Genomic DNA, 19,428 nt, shown 5'->3' with positions numbered 1-19,428 from the left:
GGTGAAGCGGGGTCCTGGCATGCGCCCGCGGGACAGCGGGTCGCCGTGGAGAGAAGGTCAGCCGAGGACCCCGACGGTGAAGACGGACCGAATGCCGCACACGGCGGCTCGCACCGCGACCGTCATGAACCCCACTCCCCTGTGGTCTCTCGCTCGCCTACGCTGTCGCGCCGAACGTAACACCCACCGCGTCTCCCGAGCATCCGAATTACGGTCGCGCACCGCGCCCGCGCAGCGGTGAGGCGATGAGGACGGCGAACGGGAGCGCGAAGAGGCCGGCCGCGATGCCGAGCGCGGCCCGTACCCCGATCCAGGTGGCGATCAGGCCGAAGATCAGCGTGAACAGCGGCCGGATGCCCCATGACAGCCATCGTGTCGTGGCGTTCATCCGGCCGAGCAGGTCCGGCGGGCAGATGAGCTGGCGGTAGCTGAGGTTGGCGTTGACGTAGGCGAATTCGCCGGCCAGGGCCACGAAGTATCCGACGGTGACCACGATCTGACCGGTCAGACCCGGCCCGACGAGCACGGTCGGCACCAGGTCCAGCACGTACATCGGCGTGGTGACCAGCATCAGCAGCGGCAGGCCGAGCCGTCTGGCGAGCGGTTCGGTGCACAGCCCGCCGAGCACGCCGCCGACGGCGGCGACCCCCTGGCACAGGCCGGCGACGACCATCGGCCAGTGCAGGTCGCGGACGACGTACAGCACCCACAGGGACCACGAGGCGCCGATCCCCGCCGAGACCATCGTGTTCGCCAGGACGACGGGTCGCATCAGCCGGTCGCGGAACACGTAGCGGAGACCTTCGCCGATCTCCGCCCGCATCCGGGTGCCACGCCGTTCCGGAGACGGCTCCCGGGCGGCGATCAGTTTCAGGGACACCGCGCTCATCAGTGAGGAGACCGCGTCGACCCCGATCGTCCCGGCGGCTCCCAGCGCCGCGACGAGCCAGCCGGCCGTACTCTGCCCGACCACCGTCGCGAACGCGTAGGAGGCGCCCAGCTTCCCGTTGCCGTCGACGAGTTGCCGCGCGGGCAACAGCGACGGCAGATAACTCTGGTACGCGGGATCGAAGAGGGCGGCGAGCGCGGCGACGACGAACGCGACCACGCTCAACTGCCACAGCGTGAGGGCGCCGAACACGATCGCGACCGGGACGGAACCGAGGACCAGCCCTTGGAACAGGCTGCACCACACCATCAACGGCCGGCGCCGGAACCGGTCGACCAGCGCGCCCGCGGGCAGCCCGGCCAGCACGTACGGCAGGAACCCCATGGCCGACAGCAGGCTCACCTCGAACGCCGACGCGTCCAGCACGGACAGCGCGACCAACGGGACCGCCAGCTGGCTGACCTGCGTGCCCGTCATGTTTATCGTCTGGCCGCCCCACAGCAGCATGAAGTCCCGGTGACGCCACAAGGAGTCGGCTCGCGTCACTCCCGCTCGCCCGGCTTCGACCTTCCGTGTCCTGGCCGCACGGATCACCGAGCGAGCCGCGGGAGGTCCGCCAGGACGCGGCGGACGTCGGGAACCCCGATACGGACGAAGATGGCGAGCGCCCGGTTCAGATGATCGAGGGCCGCTTCCGTGTCTCCGGCCTGGGCCAGGCAGTGGCCGATTCCCTCGGTGGCGCGTCCTTCTTCCAATCGGCAACCCGTCGCGCGGCTCAGCTCGAGTGCGGCGGAGAATCGGCCGCGGGCGTCGCCGGGGCGGCCCGCGGAGCACAGTACGGTCCCGAGGCGGTTGAGTGCCTCGGCATGCCCGACCCGGTCACCGACGGCCTGGAAGATGTCGACCGCCTGCGCAAGGCTCTCCGTCGCGGCCGGGTCGTCCCCCGACAGGTGCTGGACGACGCCCAGCTCACGAAGGCAGTCGGCCTCACCGACCGGGTATGGAATGGCCCGCGACCGCCGAAGAGAATCGAGGATGTGGGCGGTCGCCCCCGGAAGGTCATCCGACAGGTAGCGCACTACGCCGAGGTTCACCAGAGCGTTGGCCTGTCCGAGCCCGTTCTCCAGCTCGCGATAGATGTCCAAGGAGCCCGCGAGCCGCTGTTCGGCCTTGGCGAGGTCTCCGGTCACGAGCCGGACGACCCCGTCGAAATGCAGTGCGTTGGCTTCGCTCAGCCTGTTGCCGAGGTCACGGCACAGGTCGAGAGCCCGCTCATGGCTCGCCGACGCGGCGGCGTATTCGCCGGTCCGGTAGTGCGCGATCCCGAGATAGATCCTGGCGGTGGCCTCACCGGACCGGTCGTTGTTCGCGAGGCAGACATCGAGAGATTGAGCGAAGTACGGGAATGCGGACGCATAATCACCGGCGAGATGTTTCGCCTGACCGATCATGCAAAGGACTCTGGCTTCTTCGGAATCGCTTTCGAGACGTCGATATATGGCGAGAGCGCGATCCAGGTTGAACAGCGCTTTCGACACGGCCCCGGTCATCGACTGCACGACGCCGAGCTCGGTCAGCGCGTCGGCCTCGTATCTCTGATGCGCTAATTCACGGGAGGCGACTAACGCGCGGACGATGATCTTCTCCGCTCCTCCATAGTCACCGGCATGCCGCCGCGAAGCAGCCTGGGCAAGCAGATCACGCACATCGTCCGCTGGCATGCACGGCATGCTATCCGGCATCACCGAGGCCGAGTCAACCACTTGACAGTCCGCAACCTGCGGTGTTGAGTGATCCAGAGCCCAATCCATTGTTTCACCCGAAGGGAGGGACGCTACACATGAAGAAAATAGCCGTACACAAGCCAGCTATAAAGCAATTGGCCAGCAAGGCGGCCTCGGCACATGGCGGCCCGTAATCGCGTGAAAAGCATCGGCGACTGCCGAGCCGGCCCGGCAGTCGCCAGACATCGATACCGTAGATGGAGCTCGAGGTGCCGCCTCGTCATCGCGTCATAATCACGCCCCCGAGTCGGGATCGAGAAAAATTCATCGATTCCTTGGGCCTACCGGAACTCCTGACGCCGGTGATCGACGCGCATGCCGCCCGCCGCGGCCCCTACACCGCGGGCGGCGCGATCATCAGGGCGGTCATTCCCACGGCCCTCACCATCGCACCGGACCTGGTCGAGCGGTACGACCTGGAGATCCGCACCGTCGCACCGGAACTTCGCGCCACGGTTCCGATCGGGCGGGAGACCCTGTTCCATCAAATCCCGGACGCGGAACGCACCCGCGTCCACTCTCGCCTCCGTACGGCGCGGATCGCCCACGGAATCACCGACTTCCTTCACGAGTACCTCAGCCGGCTGAACACGGAATCCGCCGCGCTGGTCCTGAAGAACGTCGACCGGGCCGACGCGACGGACCACGAGCTGATCGCGATACTCCTGCGGCGATTCGACCCGTCGCTCCTGTCCCTGGTCCTGTGCACCAGGACGTCGATCGAGGGCTGGCCTCACGCCGAGGCCATCGAGGCGAACACCGACACCGCCCCGCTCGACGATTCGGCCGACCTCGCCGCACGCTTCGTGGCCGCCGACGGCACATGCGACGACCCGCGGGCGCTCCGGGCCTACGAACGACTCGAGGCGAGCGAGCGAGCGCGGCTGCACGACGCTCGCGCGGACGAACTCCTCACCGGAGACTGGTCCTGGCGTCTCGGCGCCATCCCGTACCACCGCGAACTCGGCACTGACCCCGACGCCGCCGTCACCGCGCTCGCCGCCGCGCAGGATCACTGTTTCGCCCTGGGCTTCCACGAGGCATGCGTCGACCTCGGCCGGCGCGGGCGGGCACGAACCGAGCCCGGGGTCGGCAGCTGGTGGCGGTTCACCCGGCAGATGGCGCTGTCCCTGGCACTGCTGGGCCAGGGCGATGAGAGCGAGGCGCTCTACGGCGAGGCATGCGCGGCCTCCGCCGACCCTGCCGTGCACCGCGTCGCCGCCTATGAGATCGCGATGCTCTACACCCGCCACCACGCCCCGGAACGGCACGACTACATCCGGGCGATGGCCTCGATCAACGCCGCGATCGCCATCGCGTCACTGCTCCCCGACCCGCAGGACCGAGCGTTCTACGAGATCTTTTATCAGAACGGAAAAGCCCTGATCGAACTCCGGCTGGGGAACCCTGCCGGGGCGCTGCGACTCGTCGACGAGGGCATCCGGCGAATGGATCGCGAACTGCCGCCGGACCGGCATCTGCTCGACCGGTGCACCCTGCTGTCCAACCGGGCGCGCCTGCTGGCCATGCTCGGCGACACCGCGGAGGCCCTGCGCGCGTACGACGCGCTGCTCGCCGTCGACCCGGACTACGCCGAATACCACTTCGACCGCGCCAATCTGCTGCTCGCGGCCGGACAGGACGAAGCGGCACTGGCCGCGTACGACACCGCGATCCGGCTCGGCCCACCCTTCCCCGAGATGCACTTCAACCGCGCCGTCCTCCATCAGGCACGCGATGATTCCTGTCGAGCATTGCGCGATCTAGGCCGGGTTCTCGACCTCGACCCCGGATACGTCGACGCGTATGTGAACCGGGCCGGACTGCGAGCCATGATCGGAGACGATGACGGCGCGGCGGACGACATCCGGACCGGCCTCTCCGTGGATCACGGCAACCCGCACCTGATCTGTGTACGCGGTCAGCTGGCGACCGCCGCCGGCGACGATGAACAGGCTCGTCGCGACTTCGACACGGCGCTCGCCACGGAACCCGAACTCGTCGCGGCACTCGCCGGTCGGGCGGCGTTGGCCGAGGCACACGGCGACCCGGCAACCGCGGTACGGGACCTGACGCGGGCCCTGGCCGCCGGCGAAGACGCGGCACTGCTGTACAACCGCGCCGTCGCACACCGATCCGCCGGACAACTCGCCGAAGCGCGCGCCGACATCGCACACGCGCTGACGCTCGCTCCGGACGATCCGGACATCGTCCAGCTGCGGACCGAGCTCGAGTCCATTGATTGAAAGCGCCAGAATGATCAGATGACCGACATCGCGATTCGTGCTGCCCGGCCTGAGGATCTCAAGGTTGTCGCTGAACTGCGGTGGCGGTGGGTGGAAGAGCTCTACGGCGCGTCCGGCACCCCACTCGACGAATTCGTCCCCCGCTTCGTGACCTGGGCGGAAGAGAACCGGTCATCCCACCGGTGCCTGGTCGTGGCCCGCGGCGACGTGGTCATCGGCATGGCATGGCTGGTGATCGTGCAGCGCGTCCCCCACCCCCGTGCATTCGAGCGGGCCTCGGGTGACGTGCAATGCGTGTACATGCTGCCCGAGGAGCGCAACGGAGGCCTGGGAGGCCGGTTGATCGACGCGGTCCTGGCACTCGGACGCGACCTCGGACTCGAACGCGTGACCGTCCACTCGAGCGACGAGGCGATCTCGGCCTACTCCCGCCACGGCTTCACGTCATCGCCGCGCTTGCTCCAGGCGGACATCAGGCAGAGCACCTGATGATCTCGGGGGCGGGGCGGCGGCCCCGCCCTTTCGGTGAGCGCGGTCAGGACTTCCTGGGCTCGTACGGGGTCTGCAGTGCCTCGATGAGCGTGGGGACCATGCCGTCGTCGAGTTCGACGACGAGCAGTTCGTCCTCGCCGAACCGTACGGAGACGATTTCCTCGTCCGCGTGCCGGACGACCCGCAGCGGCGTGTCCTCGGGGACGTGGGCGCACGTGGACACGTACACGCCCTCGACCTTCATCAGCATGGGTGACCTCCTGTGATCGGACTTGTCCATCTGCCTGACGATGCTGTCACCAGCTGATTACTCTGCGGAATGAGTACAGCTCGTACCCCTGAGCTCTCCCCCCGCGTGTACAAGGAGCCCGTACCAATGGCGAACTCCTCCGGCTTCGTCTCCTACTTCGGCACCGAACTACGCCGCCACCGCGAACGCCTGGGCTGGCACCGCGACCAGCTCGCCGACCGCGTCCCATGGTCGGTGTGGACGGTCGCCTCCGTCGAGCAGGGCCGCCGCAAACCCCCGGCCAGGCTTTGGCGAACACGCCGACGCCCTCTTCAACCTCCCCGGCGTCATGACCGAACTCGCCAAGAAGGCCCAGGACGATAGCAGTCGCTTCGGCGACTTCGTCGATCTCGAACAGCGAGCGCTTTCGGTCCGACTCTTCGATGGGCGGGTCGTCCCCGGCCTCCTCCAGACACCCGCGTATGCCCGTGCCATCAACCAGGTGCCCGGAAGAGCAATCGCGCCGGAGGAGCTAGACCGCGTGGTCCGAATGCGCATGGAGCGTCAACGGATCCTTGATCGCGAAAATCCGCCGGCTCTGCACGTCGTCATCGACGAAGCCGTCCTATGCCGACGGATCGGCGACTACGGGGTCATGCGAGAGCAACTTGCCTCACTGTGCGAGGCTCGCCCGAACGTGACCATACAGGTACTCCCGTTTTCCGCGGGGAACCACGACGCGATGGTCGGTCCGATCACCATCATGCGGCTACCTGACGAACCGGACGTCGCCTACGCCGACGCCTGGCCCGAAGGGCAGATCATCGACACTCCTGCCGAAGTCTTCCGCGCGCAGCAGGCCTTTGAACAGATCGCCACCTTAGCGTTGCCCCCGGACCTATCAAAGGAGATGATCCAAGCGTATCTGGAGGAGGTATGACATGTCCGAGTGGCGTCGGAGCACCTACAGTACCCAAGGCGAATCACAGTGCGTTGAGGTGACAGTTTGTACTGATCGACACGAATGCCCGTGATCACAATCGGACGGTGGCGCAAGAGCACCTATAGCACGCAAGGTGAGTCGAACTGTGTGGAAGTCTCCGTCCGGGGGGGCACCATCGCTTCCAGTGCGTTCTACTCAGGCGAGAGTTTTCGCGTCTTACGAGAAGCCCTGGAACGACATGGCTGCCTCCGTGGGCCGCTGCACGTGCATGTGGCGTAACGGGTTTTCCACAGACTGTGAACGGTGGATGGATGCGGCGGCCAGGCCGGGTGCACGATGGCGCCCATGTCCGATGACAGCAATCAACGGCTTGGGACGCTGATCAAGAATGCCCGAGTGTCTCGACGACTCACGCTGCAGGCGCTCGCCGGGCGGTCCGGGGTGAGCGTGTCGAGCATCAGCGCCATCGAACGCGGCACCCGGAAGCTGACCCTTCCTCTCGCCGATCGGATTCTCGCGGCGATGGAGCTGGATCTGCATCTGGAGGCCCAGCCGATGTGGGAGGCGATCGATGCCGCCATCGCCGAGGCGGCTCGGCTGCCGTTGAAAGAGCGGATCGCCGACTGGAAGATCGAGTTCACGTCATTCGTCTCCTGGTTCGCCGAGACCCCGTACATCGCTGACGGGCTGATGGCGGCGGCGCTCCAGGCGGCCCCGGTGCCGGTCACCGCCTTCGAGATGGTGGTGACGCGTGACGGTGACACGCTCGACCAGCTGACGGACCTCCTCGACGAGATGCGCGCCTCCCGCTGGAATATGTATTGGCTCCAGTGGGGCGGCCGCGTGCCGCTCGATCCTCGGAAGGCCGAGGAAGAACAGAAAGAGGCGGCCGACGGCCGTGGTCGAGCGGGTGCCGGCGCCGAGCACGGTAGGACTCCGATGTGCTACCGATGTACCCACGGGGAGTTCCGGCTGCGGCTGGTGGATGAGCTGGAGCCCACCCTATGGACCGAGATCGAGGAACTGCCTACGAACTGCCTGCATGCGATCTCCATCCGCCGCAAGGTTCCGATGCTGACGAGGGTCCGGCTACCGCTCGTACCGCTCCCCGAGATCCAGGCCGCCGACGGCTATGCCCGGCGAGTCCTCGATCGCATGCGAGGAAACCCCGGCCGCGCCTGATGCCCGCCCTTGACGCGCGCCGACATGCCGCCCGGCGCCTCCCGGAACGTGCTCGGTAAGTGTCATGCTGACGGTCAAAGGCCCCGAGCGCGGATCACCGTGCCGTCCGTCGTACGGAACTCGATGATGTGCGAAAGCATGCTCACGTACGACTCGAATGCGGGGTAGACCGATCCTGTGCCTGGTCTGCCGTCATAGAGGTTGTCCATAACGTCTTCATCGCACAGGTCGACGATGTGTCGATTCTCGGGATCGTTGAGGTCGGCAGCGAGCAGGTAGTTCACACCTGTCGTGGCGCCAAGGATCGGGTAGCACCTGGCCCCGATCATCAACAGGTCTCGGTCCTCCCCTTGCAGATAACCGAGGAATCTATCCCCGTACCACAAGTCGATGAAGCCATCGTCGTCATCGGTATTATCCGCACGGGGGCTGGCCAGTTCATCGAAGTCGTCAAAACGGACGTCGACATCCGGCCCCAGTCCGGACAGCACCTGCCGGATCTCCCGCAGCCAGGGCGGCAGTTTCACCGCGTTGCGCTGCTCCAGGTGGTCGAGGAGCACCACGTCGTCACGGTAGAACGCGGCTCCGGGGAACCTCTCGACGAAGACGCCTAGCGCGGCCTTGTCCTCCTCCGGCAGCGACGAGCGACCGACCCAGTCGAAGGCCTCAGCGGACGAGCCCACTACACGATGAGCCGGATAGTCGAAGGTGTCATACAAGATGTCGGGAATATCGACGGATGGAATCCGCGAATCGGTTTCTGGATAATCCGGCATTCCGGAGACTGTACTTCACTCCGCGACGCCCGATGGCTTCGGCCGGGGACCGGCGAGGTCCTGACCGTCTGGAGCGGCAGCCGGCCCCGGGCGGCGTGTCGTTTGTCGTAAGGTGCACGGTTATGTTGCGAGGGCCGAAGGTCGAGGAGAAGTATCCGGTTCCGTTGACGATGCACCAGCTGTGGATCGTGTCGCTGTGCGCTCCGGTCAATAGAGGGTCCGAGGCGTCGCGGACGACGCTGTATCCGTTCAAGCGGATCGACGACAAGCGCGCCCGGCGGTGGCTGACCGAGAACTGGGAGATCTCCTCGCAGGGCGACGTCCTCGAGTCGCTGAACGGCCTGGCCGAGCGCGGCTACCGCGCGCAGATCGCGGAGCGGTTCGGGCTGTCGCCGCTGGCCTGGGATGTGGCGCTGTACGTGGACGTCGTCCGGAACGCGTTCGCCGCCGGCCACATGGATGAGGGCGAGGCCTGGCGGCTGCTGTGGAACGTCGTGCGGCCGACCGCGGCGGCGTACGGGTCGTGGAAGGAGTACGCGGACGACTACCTTCTCGGCCGGATCGTCTGGATGGGCATGCTGCGCGGCACACCGGACGAGGACTTCCCGGCGCCGCAGGAGGTGTCGGACAAGCACATCCGGAGCCTCCTCGAAGCACCGGACAGCCCGTGGAACACGGTGCCCTGGCAGGCGATCGGCGAGCCTGACCGGCACACATCCTAGGGTGGCGGTTGTCGGCGTCGGGGGTTCATGGCGAGGATGGCGCCGTGATCGAGATACGTACGGCGCACACCGGGGAACTGGACACCGCCGCCCTCAAGACGGTGCGAACCCTCCTCGACGATGTCTTCGAGGGTGATTTCGACGATCAGGACTGGGATCACGCTCTGGGCGGGATGCACGTCCTGGCGTGGGAGGACACCGAGTTGGTCGGGCACGCGGCCCTGGTCCAGCGGCGGGTGCTGCACGGCGGGCGGGCGCTGCGTACCGGCTACGTGGAAGCCGTCGGGGTGCGGGCCGACCGGCGTCGCCGGGGATACGCCGCGGCTCTGATGGATCCGCTCGAACGGATCCTGCGGGGCGCGTACGAGCTGGGGGCGCTCGGCGCCTCCGACGAGGCCGTGCCCTTCTACCAGGCGCGCGGCTGGACGCCGTGGCAGGGACCGACCTCGGTGCTCGCGCCGACCGGCGTCGAACGTACCGAAGATGAGGACGGCTCCGTCCACGTCCTTACGCTGGCGGCGCCGCTGGACCTGTCCGGCGAGCTCGTCTGCGATTGGCGGGAGGGAGCCGTCTGGTGATCGCTGAGGTGAACGGCGCCTATGCCGTCGTGGCCGTTTCGGGGCGGGGGTCGGTGGTGCGGGCGGTGACCGCGGCACGGGAGCGGCTCACCAGCGAGTCGACGGCCCAGACGCCGGGGCCGAAGACGGCGATCAGGAGGAACGCCCAGCAGAACATCGCGGCCGGCTCGCCGCCGTTCTGCAGCGGGATGATCCCCTTCTCCACGTGGACGGTGAAGTAGGCGTACGCCATCGAGCCGGACGCGAGGACCGCGGCGGGGCGGGTCAGCAGGCCGATGAGGACGAGGGCGCCGCAAATCAGCTGGATGAGGGCGGCGTACCAGCCGGGCCAGGTGCCGACCGGAATGGAGTGACCGCCGCTCCCGTGGCTTCCGCCGAAGACGCCGAACAGCGAGGCCATGCCGTGGAAGGCGAACAGCAGGCCGACCACGATGCGGAACAGGGACAGCACCGGGCCGCCGAGTCGATCTATGTTCATGAGAGCACCCTCCGGTTGACGTCCGATCGCGCGGTCAGGATGTGCTCTGACAATAAAATTGTCAATAAGTCATCATGATTGCCAATATCGAGGTCGCGCTGACCAGCGGCTATCTCGACTGTCAGGTGCTCCATCCTGAAAGGATGGTGAACGTGTCGCCTCGCGGACGGGTCGAGCCCCGGCGGAGCGAACCGCCGGGGCTCGCGGTGGTCACTCCGGCTTGACGAGCGGGAAGAGGATCGTTTCGCGGATGTTCTTGCCGGTGAAGGCCATGATCATGCGGTCGATGCCGATGCCGACGCCGCCCGTGGGGGGCATGGCGTACTCCAGGGCCCGCAGGAAGTCCTCGTCGAGCTGCATGGCCTCCGGGTCGCCGCCCGCGGCCAGCAGCGACTGCTCGGTCAGCCGCCGGCGCTGCTCGACCGGGTCGATCAGCTCGGAGTAACCCGTGCCCAGTTCGGTACCGAAGCCGATCAGGTCCCACTTCTCGGTGAGCAGCGGGTTGTCGCGGTGGGTGCGGGCGAGCGGCGAGGTCTCGAGGGGGTAGTCGCGGACGAAGGTCGGCTGGACGAGGGTGTGCTCGACCAGCGCCTCGAACAGCTCCTGGACGAGCTTGCCCTGCCCCCACTTGGGGTCGAACTCCAGGCCGCGCTGCTCGCAGATCTTCCGGACGTCCTCGATCGGCGTCTCGGTGGTGATCTCCTCGCCGACCGCGTCGGACACCGAGCCGTACAGGGTGACCTGCGGCCACTCGTCGCCGGCGAGGTCGATCTCCTCGCCCTTGTGGACGACGACGGTCGTGCCGAGCGCGGCGACCACCGCGGCCTGGTACAGCTCGCGGGTGAGGGTGGCGATCGTGTCGTAGTCGCCGTACGCCTCGTACGCCTCGAGCATCGTGAACTCGGGGTTGTGCGTGGAGTCCGCGCCCTCGTTGCGGAAGTTGCGGTTGATCTCGAAGACCTTCTCGATGCCGCCGACGACGAGCCGCTTGAGGTACAGCTCGATCGCGATCCGCAGGTAGAGGTCCATGTCGTACGCGTTGATGTGCGTGACGAACGGGCGTGCCGTCGCGCCGCCGTGGATCGGCTGCAGCATCGGCGTCTCGACCTCGAGGTACTCGCGGCCGGTGAGGTACTCGCGGATCGCCCGGACGGTGTCGCTGCGCAGCCGGGCCATCCGCCGCGCCTCGTCGTTGACGATCAGGTCGACGTACCGGAGACGTACGCGCTGCTCCGGGTCGGTCAGGCCGGCGTGCTTCTCCGGGAGCGGGCGCAGGGACTTGGACGTCAGCGCGAACCGGTCGGCCATGATGGACAGCTCGCCGCGCCGCGACGTGATGACCTCGCCCTCGACGCCGACGTGGTCGCCGAGGTCGATATCGCGCTTCCAGGACTCGAGGGCCTCCTCGCCGACGTTGGCGAGGGAGAGCATGACCTGGATGTCGCCGCTGCCGTCGCGGATCGTGGCGAAGCAGAGCTTGCCGGTGTTGCGGGCGAGGATGACGCGGCCGGTGACGCCGACCTTCTCCCCGGTCGACGCGCCCGGCTCCAGGTCGGGGTATTTCGCGCGGACCTCCGCGATGGTCGCGGTGCGCGGGAACCCGAGGGGATAGGGGTCCACGCCGTTCGCGCGCAACCGGTCCACCTTCTCGCGGCGGACCCGCATCTGCTCCGGAAGATCGTCGTACGACTCGCTCACGGCTAAGAAGGCTACCGGTCCGGGACACCCACCTCGGCCGCCGGACCGGTCTCCCGTGCACCCGACCCGGCCGCCGGACCGGCGTTCAGGCGGAGACGCCGATGTTGCGCTCGTAGACGAGACGCAGGCCGATGAGCGTGAGCCACGGCTCGTACACGTCGATGCTGCGGGCCTCGTCGACGACGAGCGGGGCCAGGCCGCCGGTCGCGACGACGGTCACCTGCTCCGGGTCGTCGGCCAGCTCCTCCGCCATGCGGCGCACCACGCCGTCGACCTGGCCGGCGAAGCCGTAGATGATGCCCGACTGCAGCGCCTCGACCGTGTTCTTGCCGATGACGCTGCGGGGCCGTACGAGCTCCACCTTGTGCAGCTGGGCGCCGCGGGCGGACAGCGCGTCGACGGAGATCTCGATGCCGGGGGCGATGGCGCCGCCGACGTACTCGCCCTTGGCCGAGACGGCGTCGAACGTCGTCGCGGTGCCGAAGTCGACGACGATCGCGGGGCCGCCGTGCATGTGGTTCGCGGCCAGCGCGTTGATGATCCGGTCGGAGCCGACCTCCTTGGGGTTGTCCATCCGGATCGGTACGCCGGTCTTGACGCCGGGCTCGACGATGACGGCGGTGACGTCGCCGTAGTAGCGGCGGCACATCTCCCGCATCTCGTGCAGGACGGAGGGGACCGTGGAGCACAGGGCGATGCCGCTGATGTCGGTGTCGGCCAGCAGCGGACTCTGCTGGACGAGGCCCTGCAGGACCACGGCGATCTCGTCGGCGGTGCGCCGCGAATCGGTGTTGATCCGCCAGTGCTCGATGACCTCCTCCCCTTCGAAGAGGCCCAGCACCGTGTGGGTGTTGCCGACGTCGATCGTGAGCAGCATCAGGTCCCCGCTGTCGTGAGGTCAAGGCCGATGTCGAGCGCCTTCGCCGAGTGAGTAAGCGCTCCCACGGCAAGGTAGTCGACTCCGGTCTCGGCCACAGCGCGGGCCCCGTCCAAAGTGAGCCCGCCGCTGGCCTCCAGCTCGGCCCGGCCCGCGGTCAGGCGTACGGCCTCGGTCATCTCGGCGACGCTCATGTTGTCCAGCAGGATGGCTCGCGCCCCGGCGGCCAGCGCCTCGCGTACCTGGTCGAGGGTGTCGCATTCGACCTGGACGTGCAGGCCCGGAGCGGTCACGGCGGTGAACGCGGCGGTCACCGACCCGGCGGCCGCCACGTGGTTGTCCTTGATCAGGGCCGCGTCCGCGAGGGACATGCGGTGGTTCACGCCGCCGCCGCAGCGCACGGCGTACTTCTGCAGCGCCCGCAGCCCCGGCAGTGTCTTGCGGGTGTCCCGGACCCGGGCGTCGGTGTGCGCGATCGCGTCCGCCCACTGCCGGGTGAGGGTGGCGACGCCGGACAGGTGGGTGAGGAAGTTCAGCGCGGTGCGCTCGGCGCGCAGCAGCGGCACGAGCGGGCCCTCGACGGTGAGGAGGACGTCTCCGGGGGCGACCCGGGAGCCGTCTGCGACGCGAGTCATGACCTTGAGATCGCCGCCGATCTCCAGGAAGTAGTCGACCGCGGTGACCGAGGCGAAGACGAGTTCGGCGACGGGGAGCCCGACGACGACGCCGGGCTGCCGGGCCACCATGTCGGCGCGGCCCGTCGCGGTGTACCCGAAGATCGGCTCGCTGGTGACGTCCTTCCCGCCGTCCTCGGCCAGGGCCGTACGGACGAGGCCGTCCACAGCCTGTGGATCCAGTCCGGCGGCGCGAAGCTTCGTCTCGAGTTCGGCGTTCATGAGAGCTCCTGGGGGTCGTAGCTCGTGGTGAGGGTTCCGTCGTCGGCGAGGGTCGACACCAGGTGGCCCCGCCAGGTCTCGTCGGCGTCGGGGAAGTCCTCCCGCCAGTGGCTGCCCCGGGTCTCCTCCCGGCGCCGTGCCGCCGCGACGATCAGGGAGGCGACGGTGTGCAGGTTGGTCGCCTCCCACGCCTCGGTGCACGGCTTGTCGGTCGTCCGGTCCGCGAGGGCGGCGAGCTGTTCGGCGGCCCGCTCCAGCCCTGGACCGTTCCGCAGTACGCCCGCGTCCGTCGTCATGATGCGCTGCACCTCGGCGTGCACGCTCGGGTCGAGCAGCCGCGCCTCCGGGAGGTCGCCGGGGGCCGCCGCGGGCGTCTCGGCGGCGTCGGCGAGGTCACCGGGCAGCGCCTCGGCGATCCGCTGCCCGTAGACGAGACCCTCGAGGAGGGAGTTGGACGCGAGCCGGTTCGCGCCGTGCACGCCGGTGCAGGCCGCCTCACCGCAGGCGTACAGGCCCGGCACGGACGTGCGGCCCCACAGATCCGTACGGACGCCGCCGCTGGAGAAGTGGGCGGAGGGGAGGACCGGGATCGGCTCGGTCACCGGGTCGATGCCGTGCTCCTCGCACACCGCGAGGATCGTCGGGAAACGCGTCGCCCAGATGCGGGGACCGAGGTTCCGACCGTCGAGGTACGCGCACTCGGTGCCGGTCTCCCTGATCATCGTCATGATCCCCTTGGCGACGACGTCACGCGGGGCGAGGTCCGCCAGGGGATGTCGCCCGACCATGAACCGGTCCCCTCGCTCGTCGATGAGGAACGCGCCCTCGCCCCGGACGGCCTCGGAGATCAGCGGCTGCCGGCCCTTCGCGCCCGGTCCCAGCCACAGCGGGGTGGGATGGAACTGCACGAACTCCAGGTCCGCGACGGCGGCTCCGGCACGCAGCGCGAGCGCGACGCCGTCGCCGGTGGACACCTCCGGGTTGGTGGTGGCCTGGTAGACCTGGCCGAGCCCGCCGGTCGCGAGGATCACCGCGCGTGCATGGACCGCTCCAACGCCGTCGCGGCGCCCCTCCCCCATGACGTGCAGCGTCACGCCGGCGGCTCGGCCTCCCTCCATCAGCAGGTCGAGCACGAGGGCGTGTTCGATCACCTCGATGCCCTGGTCCTTGGCGGCGGCCAGCAGCGCACGGCTGATCTCCGCGCCGGTGGCATCCCCGCCCGCGTGGGCGATGCGGCGCTTGAGGTGCCCGCCCTCGCGGGCCAGCGCGATGCCCCCGTCGTCGTTCCGGTCGAACTCGGCGCCGAGCTCCATCAGCCGCCGCACCGCGTCCGGGCCCTCGGTCACGAGCACGCGTACGGCCTCGGGGTCGCACAGGCCGACCCCGGCGGTGAGCGTGTCCTGGAGGTGCTCCTCCGGGGAGTCGTCCGGGTGAATGGCCGCCGCGATGCCTCCCTGCGCCCATCGGGTGGACCCGTCGTCGAGCAGCGCCTTGGTGACGAGCAGCACTCGTCCTGCCGTACGGGCCCGCAACGCCGTCACGAGTCCGGCGATGCCGGAGCCGATCACGACGATGTCGGCGTCGGTGGTCCAGCCTGGATCGGGAGCGGTGAGGCGTCGAGGGATCATGGACCCTCCTTCGGAGGCGAGTTCTCGTCAGATTGACTATAACCCCTCGCCCCCAATGTCCTATTCCGCCGGGTCCATCCGCCGCACGGCGGGTGAAATGATCACGGACGTGACGATCCGGATCGTGCTGGCGGATGATCAGGAAAGCGTGCGCAGGGGATTTCGCATCCTTCTGGCGACGCAGCCGGACATGGAGGTGGTCGCGGAGGCGGCGGACGGGCGCAGCGCGCTCGAGCAGGTCCTCGAGCACCGGCCGGATGTCCTTCTGGCGGACATCCGGATGCCGGTGATGGACGGGCTCGAGCTGACGCGCCGGTTGTCCGACGAGGCGCCGGAGGTTCGCATCGTCGTCGTCACCACCTTCGACCTCGATGAGTACGTGCACACCGCGTTGCGGGACGGCGCGTGCGGGTTCCTGCTGAAACGATCCGGCCCGGCGCTCCTCACGGAAGCGGTGCGGGCGGCCGTGGCGGGTGACTCGCTGATCAGTCCGCAGGTCACGACGCGGTTGCTTCGCCACCTGGCCGTTCCCCGGCGGACCGGGCGTACGCCTTCGGATCTCCTGTCGCCGCGCGAGGAAGAGATCGCCACGCTGGTGGCCGACGGGATGACCAACGCCGGCATCGGCGCCGAGTTGTTCATCTCGCCGGGGACGGTCAAGACTCATCTGGCGAACATCCAGGCCAAGCTCAACGTGCGGAACCGGGTCGGGATCGCGGCGTGGGCGTGGGAATCGGGACTGAAACGGCCTCGATGACCTCCTCCGGACTCGAGTGAGCTTGGGACCGGTTCGCTCAGCGCCGGGATCGCCGGACTTCGTCGAGTTCGGGGGCCGTTGGCACCGCCTCCGCGGTGGGCCGCCGGTCCGCGAGGAGGCGGCAGCGGACGCCCGAGCACACCGGGCGACAGGTTCAACGTGAAGTCCGCCACGGCGCGCCTGCCGTTCCGGTGGGTCTTCGTCAGCTGAAGGATCTGCATCTGCATGACGTCATCGGCCTTCTTCGGTGATCCGTGCGCCGCCACCACCGCCGCGTACCCCCTGATGGTTTTCCGCATGGCGTCGATCATGGTGACGACGGGTCTTCGCCGGTATCTGCCGTTCGGCAGATTCGCGCCGCACGGCGCCGGCAGCCGAGCGAACCGCCAGCGGAATCACCGCGGTGACACACCATCCCCTCAGGTGGCCCGGACCGGCGGAGAGTTCGCCACCCAGCGCTTCGACTCGCTCGGTCAAACCGGCCAGCCCGAAGCCACCGTGGCGGCGGTCACGACCGGCAAGTCCGGGAGCGGATTCGGCGGAATGCGCGTCGTCGGTGACCATGATCCGAATTTCCCCGTCCGCGGCCCGGCCCGTCCTGGTGACCGAGATGTGGACCTCGGTGGCCGTGGCGGCATGCCGGCGAACATTGGTGAGCGCCTCGACGACCACTCGGTAGCCGACGGCGCCCACCTCGGCCGGCAGGTCGGCCGAGACGTCCGGGCCGAGGTCCAGACGAACCGCCGCCTTCCCGGTACGCGCGAACCGCTCCGATAGCGTAGGCAGGTCACGCAGGTCACGCAGGTCGCCGGAGCCACCCGGCATCGGTGAGTCCTCCGCCGACGTGGCGTCGCCCTGATCGCCGAAGATCTGGACAGTCCGGTCCATCGCCGCCAGCGCCTGCAGGCCGATGGCCTCGATCTCCGGCAGCAGCTCACAGGCCCGGCGCGGGTCGTTTTCGGCCAGCGCCTGCGCCGCCTGAGCCAGTACCACGACCCCGGTCATGTCATGCGCGGCGAAGTCGTGCAGATCCCTGGCGAGGTTCAGTCGCTGCGTCCGGCGCTCGCCGATGACCGCGGCCCGACGCCGGCCGTCCAGTGAGCGCAGATAGCAGGCGAGCCCGACGATGGCGGCGGCCATCAGCGCCCACAACATGCACAGCCCCGCCGTCTGGCCCGGTCCGGCAGGCGGATCGATGTGCAGGCCGATCCGCAACGGCAGCAGGGTGACCGCCGCCACGAGCAAGGCCGCCAGCGCGCAGGCCGTACGCGCCGGTGGTCGCCGGATCGCCGGAACGAGCACCGCGAGCAGCCCGAGGGTCTCCAGCAGGATCCATCCGGCCGCGGCGTTGCTCGTCAGGCCCCGATACGTCGCGGTCACCGTCAGGGACACCATGCCGGCGACGACCACCGCCGGTGGCGTCACCCGATCCCTGCCGGGGAGCCTCAGGACCGGCAGTACGGCCACCGCGACGCTCACCACCGCCGCCCCGGTGATGAGCGGGCCCACCCTCGGCGTCGACGCCAGCGCTCCGGTCACGGTACCGGCCAAGATCCCCGAGCAGACGATCATCCGCAGCGCCGCACGGGCCCGATCGATCACGCCGCCAGAACGTACCAGGTGCACCGATCCGCGAAATCTGCCGAACGGCAGATGGTGCCGATACCGGCCGCGTCGGGACCATTCCTACGTCGCGATCCGAGTATCGACGAATTCGCTGGAGAGATCGTGTATCTGACCAAATCCTCACCGGCCCGCGAGATCTTCCGCAGGCCCCTGGCGGCCCTGTCCGTCATGGCCGCTGTGGCCGGAATCGTGACGGCGGCGACTCTCTCGGCCACCGCCGCGCCGGCTCCCCACATCACCTGGGGCTCGTGCCCATTTCCGGTCGGCACCTCCCGTGCCGAGTGCGGCACGCTTCGGGTGCCGCTGGACTACCACCACCCAGGCAGCCCCACGATCGAGATCGCCGTCTCGCGGGTGCGCAGCAACGCCCCGGCCAAGCGACGGGGCGTACTGGTGATCAACGAAGGCGGCCCGGCCGCTCACCTGAGCGACGCCTCCACTTTCGATCGGTTCACCCCGCAGAGCCTGCGTGACCGCTACGACGTCGTCAGCTTCGACCAGCGTGGTTTCGGGCGCAGCACCCCGGTGACCTGCCACCTGAACCAGGAACAGCAACACGCCCAGATCCCTTGGCCGGGCACGGGGGGCGTCTCGGCGACCGTGGCGCGGGCCAAGCGGGTGGCGGCCCAGTGCCGGCGGTACGGCGGTGCGCTCATCGCCCACATGGGCACCGCGTACGTGGCGCGGGACGTCGACCTGCTCCGGCGGGCGCTCGGCGAGGAGAAGCTCAACTATCTCGGCTACTCGTACGGCAGCTACCTGGGCTCCGCGTACGCGTCGATGTTTCCGCAGCACGCCGACCGCGTGCTGGTCGACAGCGTGATCGGGCCGTCGCTGGCCTGGCGCGGTGAATGGCGGGCCTCGCTGGGGCAGGGTGTGGCCGACACGTTCGACGACTTCGCCCGTTTCGCAGTCGCGCACAACTCCGACTACCAGCTCGGCCGTACCCCGCGCCAGGTGCGGGACGGCTACGTGAAGTTGGCAGCCCGCCTGGACCGGGAACCGCTGCGTACGCCGAAGGGCGTGCTGACCGGCGACCAGTTCCGCATGGCCACCTTCGTCGGGTTGTACGACGACTCCGCTTTCCCGGAACTCGCCTCGCTCGGCCGCGCCGCCGAGCGACGCGACGCGCTCGCGGCCGGAAAGGCCGGCGAGTCGATGCAACTGTGGTGGCGGGACCCGACGGACAACAACTCCGCGGCGAAGCTCGGTGTGATGTGCGGCGACGCGAACTGGCCTCGCGACGTCGACACGTATCGACGTGACGTGCGAACCGACGCACGCCGGTACCCGCTGTCCGTCGGCGCAGGCGCCGGCATCTGGCCGTGTGCCTTCTGGCCTTACCCCGTGGACGAGCGGGTCCAGATCGACCGGAACGGCCCGGCGAACGTCTTGATCATCAACGATGTTCGCGACCCCGCCACGCCGTACGTGGGCGCCAAGGACCTGCGTACGGCGTTCGGCCGACGCGCCCGGCTGGTCACCGTGGACCAGAGCGGCCACGGCGCCTACCTGCTCAAGCCCAACACCTGCGCGAACAACGCCGGCACCGCCTACCTGGAAGACGGCCGGTTCCCCGCACACGACATCTACTGCCCCGTCGCCCCCGCTTCCTGAAGAGGCCGTC

The 19,428-nt window shown here is 68.7% G+C and carries 20 protein-coding genes and 1 pseudogene; 12 read left to right on the top strand and 9 right to left on the bottom strand.

Annotation, left to right across the window (positions count from 1 at the left end; all coding sequences use genetic code 11):
* Positions 1–208: 208 nt before the first annotated feature.
* Together ACYVF7_RS05105 and ACYVF7_RS05100 are read right to left on the bottom strand one after the other, a co-directional pair.
* On the bottom strand, positions 209–1,435 hold the full coding sequence (locus ACYVF7_RS05105; protein ID WP_460335607.1) for an MFS transporter: 1,227 nt from the start codon (positions 1,433–1,435) through the stop codon (positions 209–211).
* A 44-nt stretch (positions 1,436–1,479) separates the two neighbouring features.
* Positions 1,480–2,610: a tetratricopeptide repeat protein gene (locus ACYVF7_RS05100; protein WP_460335605.1), complete on the bottom strand. Its 1,131-nt coding sequence runs from the start codon at positions 2,608–2,610 to the stop codon at positions 1,480–1,482.
* Between the two features lie 365 nt (positions 2,611–2,975).
* On the opposite strand from ACYVF7_RS05100, the gene ACYVF7_RS05095 reads away from it, so the two are divergent.
* On the top strand, positions 2,976–4,919 hold the full coding sequence (locus tag ACYVF7_RS05095) for a tetratricopeptide repeat protein (protein WP_460335603.1): 1,944 nt from the start codon (positions 2,976–2,978) through the stop codon (positions 4,917–4,919).
* 18 nt (positions 4,920–4,937) lie between these two features.
* Positions 4,938–5,408, top strand: coding sequence for a GNAT family N-acetyltransferase (locus tag ACYVF7_RS05090; RefSeq protein WP_460335599.1), 471 nt, complete (start codon positions 4,938–4,940; stop codon positions 5,406–5,408).
* Between the two features lie 46 nt (positions 5,409–5,454).
* On the opposite strand, the gene ACYVF7_RS05085 is transcribed toward ACYVF7_RS05090, so the two are convergent.
* A complete protein-coding gene (locus tag ACYVF7_RS05085; protein ID WP_460335596.1) occupies positions 5,455–5,661 on the bottom strand; it encodes a hypothetical protein in 207 nt (68 codons plus the stop codon).
* Positions 5,662–5,730: 69 nt separating this feature from the next.
* Here ACYVF7_RS05085 and ACYVF7_RS05080 point away from each other — a divergent pair, with 69 nt between their 5' ends.
* Genes ACYVF7_RS05080 through ACYVF7_RS05060 form a run of 5 tightly spaced genes read left to right on the top strand, consistent with a single transcriptional unit; the run spans position 5,731 to position 7,765 of the window.
* Positions 5,731–6,024, top strand: coding sequence for a helix-turn-helix transcriptional regulator (locus ACYVF7_RS05080; protein ID WP_460335593.1), 294 nt, complete (start codon positions 5,731–5,733; stop codon positions 6,022–6,024).
* Positions 5,990–6,580, top strand: a complete 591-nt coding sequence (locus ACYVF7_RS05075) for a DUF5753 domain-containing protein (RefSeq protein ID WP_460335590.1) — start codon at positions 5,990–5,992, stop codon at positions 6,578–6,580. The genes ACYVF7_RS05080 and ACYVF7_RS05075 overlap by 35 nt, the downstream gene beginning before the upstream one ends.
* A gap of 1 nt (position 6,581) precedes the next feature.
* The gene (locus ACYVF7_RS05070) at positions 6,582–6,674 is read left to right on the top strand and encodes a DUF397 domain-containing protein (protein WP_460335587.1); all 93 of its coding nucleotides are present in this window, start codon (positions 6,582–6,584) and stop codon (positions 6,672–6,674) included.
* Positions 6,665–6,862 carry a DUF397 domain-containing protein gene (locus ACYVF7_RS05065; RefSeq protein ID WP_460335584.1) on the top strand — a complete coding sequence of 66 codons (198 nt, stop codon included), beginning with the start codon at positions 6,665–6,667 and terminating at the stop codon, positions 6,860–6,862. Before ACYVF7_RS05070 ends, ACYVF7_RS05065 begins: the two co-directional genes overlap by 10 nt.
* Before the next feature lie 57 nt (positions 6,863–6,919).
* Positions 6,920–7,765 carry a helix-turn-helix domain-containing protein gene (locus ACYVF7_RS05060; protein WP_460335581.1) on the top strand — a complete coding sequence of 282 codons (846 nt, stop codon included), beginning with the start codon at positions 6,920–6,922 and terminating at the stop codon, positions 7,763–7,765.
* A gap of 74 nt (positions 7,766–7,839) precedes the next feature.
* Here the strand turns inward: ACYVF7_RS05060 and ACYVF7_RS05055 are convergent, their stop codons facing one another.
* Positions 7,840–8,541 (bottom strand): hypothetical protein, encoded by a 702-nt coding sequence (locus ACYVF7_RS05055; protein ID WP_460335578.1) that lies wholly within the window; start codon positions 8,539–8,541, stop codon positions 7,840–7,842.
* 122 nt (positions 8,542–8,663) lie between these two features.
* Here ACYVF7_RS05055 and ACYVF7_RS05050 point away from each other — a divergent pair, with 122 nt between their 5' ends.
* Positions 8,664–9,263 carry a DUF1266 domain-containing protein gene (locus tag ACYVF7_RS05050; protein ID WP_460335576.1) on the top strand — a complete coding sequence of 200 codons (600 nt, stop codon included), beginning with the start codon at positions 8,664–8,666 and terminating at the stop codon, positions 9,261–9,263.
* An 8-nt stretch (positions 9,264–9,271) separates the two neighbouring features.
* Positions 9,272–9,841 carry a GNAT family N-acetyltransferase gene (locus ACYVF7_RS05045; protein WP_460335573.1) on the top strand — a complete coding sequence of 190 codons (570 nt, stop codon included), beginning with the start codon at positions 9,272–9,274 and terminating at the stop codon, positions 9,839–9,841.
* Positions 9,842–9,860: 19 nt separating this feature from the next.
* Here ACYVF7_RS05045 and ACYVF7_RS05040 read toward each other — a convergent pair whose 3' ends face one another.
* The 4 genes and pseudogenes from ACYVF7_RS05040 to ACYVF7_RS05025 all read right to left on the bottom strand — a co-directional run bounded on the left by ACYVF7_RS05040 (position 9,861) and on the right by ACYVF7_RS05025 (position 15,418).
* Positions 9,861–10,319, bottom strand: a complete 459-nt coding sequence (locus ACYVF7_RS05040) for a DoxX family protein (RefSeq protein ID WP_460335570.1) — start codon at positions 10,317–10,319, stop codon at positions 9,861–9,863.
* Between the two features lie 210 nt (positions 10,320–10,529).
* A complete protein-coding gene (lysX, locus tag ACYVF7_RS05035) occupies positions 10,530–12,017 on the bottom strand; it encodes a bifunctional lysylphosphatidylglycerol synthetase/lysine--tRNA ligase LysX (protein ID WP_460335567.1) in 1,488 nt (495 codons plus the stop codon).
* Positions 12,018–12,102: 85 nt separating this feature from the next.
* Positions 12,103–12,894: a type III pantothenate kinase gene (locus tag ACYVF7_RS05030; RefSeq protein ID WP_460335564.1), complete on the bottom strand. Its 792-nt coding sequence runs from the start codon at positions 12,892–12,894 to the stop codon at positions 12,103–12,105.
* Positions 12,894–15,418: pseudogene (locus ACYVF7_RS05025) on the bottom strand (L-aspartate oxidase). The gene ACYVF7_RS05030 and the pseudogene ACYVF7_RS05025 overlap by 1 nt, the downstream one beginning before the upstream one ends.
* A 109-nt stretch (positions 15,419–15,527) precedes the next feature.
* On the opposite strand from ACYVF7_RS05025, the gene ACYVF7_RS05020 reads away from it, so the two are divergent.
* Positions 15,528–16,175 carry a response regulator gene (locus ACYVF7_RS05020; RefSeq protein WP_460335562.1) on the top strand — a complete coding sequence of 216 codons (648 nt, stop codon included), beginning with the start codon at positions 15,528–15,530 and terminating at the stop codon, positions 16,173–16,175.
* Positions 16,176–16,406: 231 nt separating this feature from the next.
* On the opposite strand, the gene ACYVF7_RS05015 is transcribed toward ACYVF7_RS05020, so the two are convergent.
* Positions 16,407–17,390, bottom strand: coding sequence for a sensor histidine kinase (locus ACYVF7_RS05015; protein WP_460335559.1), 984 nt, complete (start codon positions 17,388–17,390; stop codon positions 16,407–16,409).
* On the opposite strand from ACYVF7_RS05015, the gene ACYVF7_RS05010 reads away from it, so the two are divergent.
* Positions 17,371–17,913, top strand: a complete 543-nt coding sequence (locus ACYVF7_RS05010; protein WP_460335556.1) for a hypothetical protein — start codon at positions 17,371–17,373, stop codon at positions 17,911–17,913. The two genes, ACYVF7_RS05015 and ACYVF7_RS05010, sit on opposite strands and share 20 nt — an antisense overlap.
* Complete coding sequence (locus ACYVF7_RS05005; RefSeq protein ID WP_460335553.1) at positions 17,904–19,418, top strand: alpha/beta hydrolase; 1,515 nt, start codon at positions 17,904–17,906, stop codon at positions 19,416–19,418. The genes ACYVF7_RS05010 and ACYVF7_RS05005 overlap by 10 nt, the downstream gene beginning before the upstream one ends.
* Positions 19,419–19,428 lie beyond the last annotated feature (10 nt).

The sequence above is a fragment of the Actinoallomurus acanthiterrae genome, assembly GCF_054775715.1.
Note: the sequence above shows the minus strand (reverse complement) of the source record. Positions and strands in the feature narration are given on the sequence as shown.

Bases quoted from the DNA above. Each gene is read 5' to 3' on its own strand.
- ACYVF7_RS05100 (WP_460335605.1), bottom strand. From the start codon at position 2,610: ATGCCAGCGGACGATGTGCGTGATCTGCTTGCCCAGGCTGCTTCGCGG.
- ACYVF7_RS05090 (WP_460335599.1), top strand. From the start codon at position 4,938: ATGACCGACATCGCGATTCGTGCTGCCCGGCCTGAGGATCTCAAGGTT.
- ACYVF7_RS05085 (WP_460335596.1), bottom strand. From the start codon at position 5,661: ATGCTGATGAAGGTCGAGGGCGTGTACGTGTCCACGTGCGCCCACGTC.
- ACYVF7_RS05080 (WP_460335593.1), top strand. From the start codon at position 5,731: ATGAGTACAGCTCGTACCCCTGAGCTCTCCCCCCGCGTGTACAAGGAG.
- ACYVF7_RS05075 (WP_460335590.1), top strand. From the start codon at position 5,990: ATGACCGAACTCGCCAAGAAGGCCCAGGACGATAGCAGTCGCTTCGGC.
- ACYVF7_RS05070 (WP_460335587.1), top strand. From the start codon at position 6,582: ATGTCCGAGTGGCGTCGGAGCACCTACAGTACCCAAGGCGAATCACAG.
- ACYVF7_RS05065 (WP_460335584.1), top strand. From the start codon at position 6,665: ATGCCCGTGATCACAATCGGACGGTGGCGCAAGAGCACCTATAGCACG.
- ACYVF7_RS05060 (WP_460335581.1), top strand. From the start codon at position 6,920: ATGGCGCCCATGTCCGATGACAGCAATCAACGGCTTGGGACGCTGATC.
- ACYVF7_RS05055 (WP_460335578.1), bottom strand. From the start codon at position 8,541: ATGCCGGATTATCCAGAAACCGATTCGCGGATTCCATCCGTCGATATT.
- ACYVF7_RS05050 (WP_460335576.1), top strand. From the start codon at position 8,664: ATGTTGCGAGGGCCGAAGGTCGAGGAGAAGTATCCGGTTCCGTTGACG.
- ACYVF7_RS05040 (WP_460335570.1), bottom strand. From the start codon at position 10,319: ATGAACATAGATCGACTCGGCGGCCCGGTGCTGTCCCTGTTCCGCATC.
- ACYVF7_RS05030 (WP_460335564.1), bottom strand. From the start codon at position 12,894: ATGCTGCTCACGATCGACGTCGGCAACACCCACACGGTGCTGGGCCTC.
- ACYVF7_RS05010 (WP_460335556.1), top strand. From the start codon at position 17,371: ATGTGCAGGCCGATCCGCAACGGCAGCAGGGTGACCGCCGCCACGAGC.